Here is a 7,559-nt window from a genome sequence, read left to right as displayed (position 1 = left end):
GGCGGCAAGGGCGGCGGCCATGGGGGCAAGGGCGGCGGACACGGCGGCAAGGGCCGCTGAGGTCTCGGTCACCGCAACGGCGCTATAGGCGAGACATCTCTGCGACGATCCGCAGGGCGGCGGCCTGAGGGTCGTTGGCGCCTGTGATCGGGCGGCCGCAAACCAGGTGTGAGGCGCCGGCCTGCAAGGCCTGGGCAGGGGTGGCGGCGCGGGCCTGATCATTCTTCGCCGCCCAATCTGGGCGCACGCCCGGCGTCACCACCAGAAAGCCGGGCCCGCCAATGGCCCGGGCGAGGGCCGCTTCATGCGGGCTGGCGATCACCCCGTCGCAGCCGGCGGCCACGGCGTGCTGAATGCGCCGTTCCACCAGGGACCGCGCGCTTTCGGTAAATCCCATCTCCAGCAGGTCCTCGTCCGACAGGCTGGTCAGCACGGTGACGGCCAGCACCTTCAGGCCCGAACGCGCCCGGCCGCGGACGGCGGCGGCCATGACCTGGGGCTCCCCATGGACAGTGAGGAAGTCGCAACCGGAATCAGCCAGCACCGCGGCCGATCGCTGCACCGTCGTGCCGATGTCGTGCAGCTTCCAGTCGAGGAAGATCTGCTTGCCCTGGGCCTTGAGCTCCCGGGCGAGGGTCATGCCGTCCGAGGCGAACAGTTCCAGCCCGATCTTGTAGAAGCTCACCGCCTCGCCGAGGGCCGCCACCATGGCCCGAGCCTGGTCGATGTCGGGCAGGTCCAGGGGCACGATCAGGCGCGGATCGCAGGGCTTGGCGGCGTCTAGACGGGCGGCGGCGGTCATGGCGCAGGCTCCGGGCAGGTTTGCGCCGGCTCAGCCCATAAGGGAGATCGGCGCCGCTTCAATTTTGAGCTAGAGCATTTTCCGCTGAAGTGGACACCGGTTCAGCGAAGAAAATGCTCAACTTCAAGGAGTCTTGAGCACGATCGGATCCGATCAATCGCATCGTGCTCTGGGAGCGAGGCATGAGCCAGGCTGAGTTCGCGGTCAACTTCTTCGTGGCGTTGTTCGCCCTGATCGATCCGATCGGCAACGTCCCCCTGTTCGGCGCCGCGACCCAGGGCAGCAAGGGGCGCGATGCGCGGCTCGTGGCCGTCTATATCGCCCTGTTCATCCTGGGCTTCCTGACCTTCTTCTACTTCTCGGGCCTGGCCCTGCTGGCCTTTTTCGGCATCTCCCTGCCGGCCTTCCGGATCGCCGGCGGCATCATCCTGTTCCTGCTGGGCCTGGAAATGGCGCGGGATGACTTCACCGCCAGCTTCTCGGCCATGGCCGAGGGCGACGAAAACCCCAAGGGCCGGGCGGGTCGCAAGTTCGAGCGGCTGATCGTGCCCTTCGCCATGCCTCTGCTGATCGGGCCGGGCGCCATTTCCTCGGTGGTCATCTATGCCAGCGAGGCCAAGGTTTTCGGCCTGGCCGGCGCGGCCATCGGGGTGGGCGTGATCGGGGCCATCGCCCTGGTGACCATGCTCTGCTTCTGGGCCGCGCCGGTGATCAGCAAGATTCTCGGGCGCATCGGCATGACCATCGTCGTTCGGGTGCTCGGCCTGATCCTCTGCGCCATGGCTGTGCAGTTCGTGCTGGTGGGCATCGCCGACGCCACCAGCGGGGTGATCCTCAATGAGGCGGCCAAACCCTACGTGTCGCAGTGAAGCGGGGCTCAGGGCTTGCGGAAGCGCCAGCCTTGAGCCGCGGTCAGGGCCATGACCCAGGTGTCAGGCAGGAGCCAGGCCAGAAGGGCCAGGGTCTTATTCGCCGGCCCCGGGACGCAGACAGGGCAGTTGGCCTCCACAGCGGCCAGGCCTGCGGCGACGACGGTCTCGGCGTCCATCCAGAGCCAGGCCGGGGTGGCGGTGTCCAACGGGTCGCGCATGCCGTTCACATCGTGAAACTCCGACCAGGTGAGACCAGGGCACAGGGCGCTGACCTGCACGCCTGTGCCGACGCATTCCATGTGAAGGCTCTGGGAAAACCCGATCAGGTAGCGCTTCACCGGTCCATAGAGGCCCACGCCGCCAGGGGTCAGGCCGGCCACCGACGCGACATTGACGATGCGGCCATAGCCCCGGCGCAGCATGCCGGGCAGAAGCCGGTGGGCCAGTTCGCAGGGCGCGCTCAGCATCACCTGCAGCGTTGCGGCATGATCGCCCCAGGCATTGCCTCCGAAGGTCCCCGGGAGGCCGTAGCCCGCATTGTTGATGAGTATGTCCACGGCGCGGCCATCGGCGGTCAGAGCCGCCTCAAGGGCTGCGGGCGCGGCGGGGTCCGCCAGGTCCGCGACAAGGGTCAGGACATCGATCCCGTGTCGCGCGCGCAGCTCGGCGGCCAGGGCCTCAAGCCGCTCGCCCCTTCGGGCGGTGAGGGCCAGGTCGCAGCCCTGGGCGGCCAGGGTCCGGGCGAAAGCGGCGCCTATTCCAGCGGACGCCCCGGTCACCAGGGCCAGTCGGCGAGCCATCGGCGCTCCTGCAAAGGGCGGCGGATCAGCCGGGAAGGGCTCCGTCGCCTGGCGAAGGTGAACAAGGTTGCGACGGGGGGCAAGCGGCCCGCGGTCGTCCCTGAAACTGCGCCTGCGATTGAACCCCCTGCGGAAAGGGTGTATCGCGCCCGCCGCATCGTCGGGGCGCAGGCCTCCTGCCTGGGATTACGAGACACCGTCCCCACGGTCTCCGGAGAGTCTGGATGAGTGAGCCGAATTCATCGGCTGCAGGGACGCATTCCGATGGGTCCCACCCCAAGGCGGAAGGGTTCTGGGCGCTCGCCCTCGGCTCGGTCGGCGTGGTCTTCGGCGACATCGGGACCAGCCCGCTCTATGCCATGCGTGAGGCGCTCGCCCATTCCCGCAGTGGCGGGACCGACGAGCTGGCCGTGTTCGGGGTGGTGTCCCTGATGGCCTGGGCGCTCTTCCTGATCGTCTCGGTGAAGTACGTCATCTTCCTGCTGAATGCGGACAACAAGGGGGAGGGCGGCGCCCTCGCCCTGATGGCCCTGGCCCGCCGGTCCCTGGGGCGCCGGTCTGGCGCCATCCTGCTCCTGGGCATGATCGGCGCGGCGCTCTTCTATTCGGACGGGGTCATCACCCCAGCCCTGTCGGTGCTCTCGGCGGTGGAAGGCCTGAAGGTCGCGCCCGGAATCGGGCCGGCGCTCTCGCCCTTCGTCCTGCCGATCTCCGCAGGCATCCTGATCACCCTGTTCATGGCTCAGTCCCGGGGCACGGCCAAGATCGGCCGCTACTTCGGGCCGATCACGGCGGTCTGGTTCCTGACCCTGGCCGGATTGGGCCTCTATCATATCGTCAGTGAGCCGCGGATCCTGATGGGACTGTCGCCGCACTACGGGGTGCTGTTCCTGCTGGACAACGGCTTCCTCGGCTTCGTCATCCTGGGCAGCGTCTTCCTGGCCGTGACCGGGGCGGAGGCGCTCTATGCGGACATGGGCCACTTCGGCAAAGGCCCGATCCGGGCGGCCTGGATCATTCTGGTCCTGCCGTCCCTGCTGCTCAACTATCTGGGCCAGGGCGCCCTGGTGCTCACCCGGCCGGACGCCAGGATCAGTCCCTTCTACGAGATGATCCCGGAGTTCGCCTTCTGGCCGGTCCTGCTGCTGGCGACGGCGGCGACGGTGGTGGCGAGTCAGGCGGTGATCACCGGCGCGTTCTCGGTCACCCAGCAGGCGGTGCAGCTTGGCCTGCTGCCGCGGATCGACATCCGCCGCACGTCTGAAACCCAGGCCGGGCAGATCTATGTGCCCCAGGTCAACATGCTGCTGATGGCCGGCGTCCTGCTGACGCTCGCCCTGTTCCAGAACTCATCGAACCTAGCCTCGGCCTACGGCATCGCCGTGTCGGGCACCATGTTCGTCAACACCCTGCTGCTGTTCGTGATCATGGGCGCCATGTGGAAGCGGCCCTGGTGGCAGGCGGGCCTGGTGGCCGGCAGCTTTGCGGCGATCGATCTGGTCTTCCTGTCGTCCAACCTGCTGAAGGTCTTCCAGGGCGGCTGGTTCCCCCTGACCCTGAGCGGCGGTCTGGTGATCATCATGTGGACCTGGATGCGCGGCGCGCAGATTCTCACTGACAAGACCCGTCGCGACAGCATCCAGCTGACTGAGCTCAGCGAAATCCTGAAGGCCCGTGCGCCGCACCGGGCGCCGGGCACGGCCATCTTCCTCACCTCGGACCCCGATGTCGCGCCGGTGGCCCTGATGCACAATCTCAAGCACAACAAGGTGCTGCACGAGAAGAATGTCATCCTGACCGTGCGGACCACCGAGACCCCCAGGGTCAAGGATGAGGACCGCATCAAGATCGAGCCGGTCAACGAGGACTTCAAGAAGGTCACCGTGGCTTACGGATTCATGGAAAGTCCCAACCTTCCCAAGGCGCTGGGCCTCTGTCGCAAGCTCGGCCTGAAGTTCGACATCATGGCCACCAGCTTCTTCCTGGGCCGCCGATCGGTGGTCCCCTCGGCCCAGTCGGGCATGCCGCTGTGGCAGGATCGGCTGTTCATCTATCTGATGCGCAATGCGGCCAATCCCACCGACTTCTTCAAAATCCCCCCTGGCCGGGTGGTGGAGCTGGGCACCCAGGTTACAGTCTAGGCGTCGGCCTGGACTCACCTGGCCATACTGGGCCATGGGTCGGCATTGACCCCTATGCGGAGAGATCGATGAACTGGCTGGGCATTGTGGGCGACGCCCTGTGGATCGTCTCCCTGTCGATCATGGCCAGCGCCTCGCACAAGGCCTGGGCGCGGGTGCCGGCGGACACGGCGATGCCCCTGCAGTTCGCCCGGGATGGCCGGGCCATGATGCGGGTCCCCCGTCATATCGCCCTGCTGCTGATCCCCGGCCTCGCCTTCCTGCTCAGCCTCGTCCTGCTGTGGCAGAATCGGGAGATCGCACCGGGCACGTCGGACGCCCTGGTGCTGTTTGGCATCCGCGCCACCCTAGCGGGGCTGTTCGCCCTCTATCACCTGCGCTGGCTGCACGCCGCCATGACCCAGCTTGACCAGGAAGGCGCGCTTAAGTCTTGAACGGTCACCCGGTTCGATCTTAAAGCCCCGCCAGTTTTCTCTTCCCCGCTCCTCTCGAAAGACCTCGCCCCATGGCCGCCGACAAGCCGATCAAGAAAGTCGTCCTCGCCTATTCCGGCGGCCTGGACACCTCGATCATCCTGAAGTGGCTGCAGACCGAGTATGGCGCCGAGGTGGTCACCTTCACCGCTGACCTGGGCCAGGGCGAAGAGATCGAGCCGGCGCGGGCCAAGGCCCTGGCCGCCGGCGTGAAGCCGGAAAACATCTTCATCGAGGATGTCCGCGAAGAGTTCGTCCGCGACTTCGTCTTTCCGATGTTCCGGGCCAATACGGTCTATGAGGGCCAATATCTGCTGGGCACCTCTATCGCGCGGCCTTTGATCGCCAAACGGCAGATCGAGATCGCCCGGATGACCGGCGCCGACGCTGTCAGCCATGGCGCCACCGGCAAGGGCAATGACCAGGTCCGTTTCGAGCTCGGCTACTACGCGCTCGAACCCGACATCCATGTGATCGCGCCGTGGCGGGAATGGGACTTCAAGAGCCGTGAGGCCCTGCTGGATTTCGCCGAGAAGCACCAGATCCAGATCACCAAGGACAAGCGCGGCGAGGCGCCCTTCAGCGTCGACGCCAACCTTCTGCACTCTTCCTCTGAGGGCAAGGTGCTGGAGGACCCGGCGGTCGAGGCGCCGGAATTCGTCCATATGCGCACCCTCTCGCCCGAGGATGCGCCGGACAAGGCCACCGTGATCACCATCGATTTCGAGAAGGGCGACCCCATCGCCATCGACGGCGAGGCCCTGTCGCCGGCCGCCCTGCTCACCCGCCTGAACCAGCTGGGCCACGACAACGGGATCGGCCGCCTGGACCTGGTGGAGAACCGCTTCGTCGGCATGAAGTCCCGCGGCGTCTATGAGACGCCTGGCGGAACCATCCTGCTGGCCGCCCACCGGGGGATCGAGTCCATCACCCTGGATCGCGGCGCGGCCCACCTGAAGGACGAGCTGATGCCCCGCTATGCGGAGCTGATCTATAACGGCTTCTGGTTCAGCCCCGAGCGCGAGATGCTGCAGGCGGCCATCGACCATTCCCAGGCCCACGTGGCCGGCCAGGTGCGGGTGAAGCTGTACAAGGGCAATGTCACGGTCATTGGCCGCTCCAGCCCCTACTCGCTGTACGACCAGGAGCTGGTCACCTTCGAGGAGGGCAAGGTGGCCTACGACCAGCGCGACGCGGCGGGCTTCATCAAGCTCAACGCCCTGCGCCTGCGGGGCACGGCCAAGCGCGACCGCCGGGGTCGGTAGGCGCAAGGCGGCTGCAGCCGCTCAGGGCTTCAGCACCACCTTCACGCAGCCGTCCTGCTTGTCCCGGAAGGTCTTGTACATTTCGGGACCCCGGCCAAGCGGCTCGGTGTGGGTGATCAGGAAGGTGGGATCGATCTCGCCTTCGTCGAGCCGGCGCAGCAGGTCGTCGCTCCAGCGCCGCACATGGGTCTGGCCGGTGCGAATGGTCAGGCCCTTGTTCATCATGGCGCCCATCGGGATCATGTTGGCCAGTCCGCCATAGACGCCGGGGATGGAGACTGTGCCCGCCGCCTTGCAGGCCATGATCGCCTCGCGCAGGGCCACCGGTCGCTCGGTCTCCAGCTTCAGAGCGGTCTGCACCCGATCGATCATGCCGAGCAGCGGGGTTGGGCCGTGAGCTTCTAGCCCGACGGCGTCGATGCACTTCTCCGGCCCATGCCCGTCGGTCATGTCCTTCAGACGGGGCAGCACCTTCTGGGCGCTGCGATCAAGGACCTCGGCCCCCAGGCCGGCCGCCAGGGCCAGCCGCTCGGGCACGTCGTCGATGGCGATGACCCGCTGAGCGCCCTGGATGATGGCCGACTGGATGGCGAACAGCCCCACCGGGCCGCAGCCCCAGACCGCCACCGTATCGGTGGGCTGGATGTCGGCGAAGGCCGCCGCTTGCCAGCCGGTCGGCAGGATGTCGCTGAGGAAGAGATAGGTCTCATCCGCCCCGGTCTTGGGAATCTGGATCAGGGTGGTGGCCGCATAGGGAACGCGCAGATACTCCGCCTGGCCCCCGGCATAGCCGCCGGTGATGTGGGAATAGCCGAACAGTCCGGCGGTGGTGTCGCCGAAGAAGGCCTTGGCCAGGTCCGAATTCCGGTTGGTGGTCTGGCAGACGGAATAGTTGCCCGCCCGGCATTGCTCGCATGCGCCGCAGGTCATCTGGAAGGGGACCACCACCCGGTCGCCCATCTTCAGACCCTGGGCCCGGGCTTCGGGGCCGGCCTCGACCACTTCGCCCATGGCCTCATGGCCCATGACGTCGCCGACGCACATGGTTGGCACCAGGCCGTTCATCAGGTGCAAGTCCGACCCGCAGATGCAGGTGGAGGTCACGCGGATGATGGCGTCCTTCGGGTCCTCGATGATCGGATCAGGGACCTCCTCGCAGCGGAGGTCCTTCTTGCCTTGCCAGCAGATCGCTTTCATGGGGCGGTC

The 7,559-nt window shown here is 66.9% G+C and carries 7 protein-coding genes; 4 read left to right on the top strand and 3 right to left on the bottom strand.

Annotated elements, in window-relative coordinates:
- Nucleotides 1-82 precede the first annotated feature (82 nt).
- Entirely contained in the window at nt 83-802 is a 720-nt protein-coding gene (pyrF, locus tag Q7V15_RS10500) for an orotidine-5'-phosphate decarboxylase (protein ID WP_304755511.1), read from the bottom strand.
- A gap of 182 nt (nt 803-984) precedes the next feature.
- Here pyrF and Q7V15_RS10495 point away from each other — a divergent pair, with 182 nt between their 5' ends.
- Nucleotides 985-1,671 (top strand): MarC family protein, encoded by a 687-nt coding sequence (locus Q7V15_RS10495; protein ID WP_304755510.1) that lies wholly within the window; start codon nt 985-987, stop codon nt 1,669-1,671.
- A gap of 8 nt (nt 1,672-1,679) precedes the next feature.
- Here Q7V15_RS10495 and Q7V15_RS10490 read toward each other — a convergent pair whose 3' ends face one another.
- Nucleotides 1,680-2,474: an SDR family oxidoreductase gene (locus tag Q7V15_RS10490; protein WP_304755509.1), complete on the bottom strand. Its 795-nt coding sequence runs from the start codon at nt 2,472-2,474 to the stop codon at nt 1,680-1,682.
- 224 nt (nt 2,475-2,698) lie between these two features.
- Here Q7V15_RS10490 and Q7V15_RS10485 point away from each other — a divergent pair, with 224 nt between their 5' ends.
- The 3 genes from Q7V15_RS10485 (at nt 2,699) to Q7V15_RS10475 (ending at nt 6,353) form a co-directional block, all read left to right on the top strand.
- Nucleotides 2,699-4,615, top strand: coding sequence for a potassium transporter Kup (locus Q7V15_RS10485; RefSeq protein WP_304755508.1), 1,917 nt, complete (start codon nt 2,699-2,701; stop codon nt 4,613-4,615).
- 68 nt (nt 4,616-4,683) lie between these two features.
- A complete protein-coding gene (locus Q7V15_RS10480; RefSeq protein ID WP_304755507.1) occupies nt 4,684-5,049 on the top strand; it encodes a hypothetical protein in 366 nt (121 codons plus the stop codon).
- Between the two features lie 71 nt (nt 5,050-5,120).
- Nucleotides 5,121-6,353 carry an argininosuccinate synthase gene (locus Q7V15_RS10475; RefSeq protein WP_304755506.1) on the top strand — a complete coding sequence of 411 codons (1,233 nt, stop codon included), beginning with the start codon at nt 5,121-5,123 and terminating at the stop codon, nt 6,351-6,353.
- A 21-nt stretch (nt 6,354-6,374) separates the two neighbouring features.
- Here the strand turns inward: Q7V15_RS10475 and Q7V15_RS10470 are convergent, their stop codons facing one another.
- A complete protein-coding gene (locus Q7V15_RS10470; protein ID WP_304755505.1) occupies nt 6,375-7,550 on the bottom strand; it encodes a zinc-dependent alcohol dehydrogenase in 1,176 nt (391 codons plus the stop codon).
- Nucleotides 7,551-7,559 lie beyond the last annotated feature (9 nt).

Origin of the sequence: Phenylobacterium sp. (genome assembly GCF_030651755.1) — a bacterium.
Classification (GTDB): domain Bacteria; phylum Pseudomonadota; class Alphaproteobacteria; order Caulobacterales; family Caulobacteraceae; genus Phenylobacterium.
Note: the sequence above shows the minus strand (reverse complement) of the source record. Positions and strands in the feature narration are given on the sequence as shown.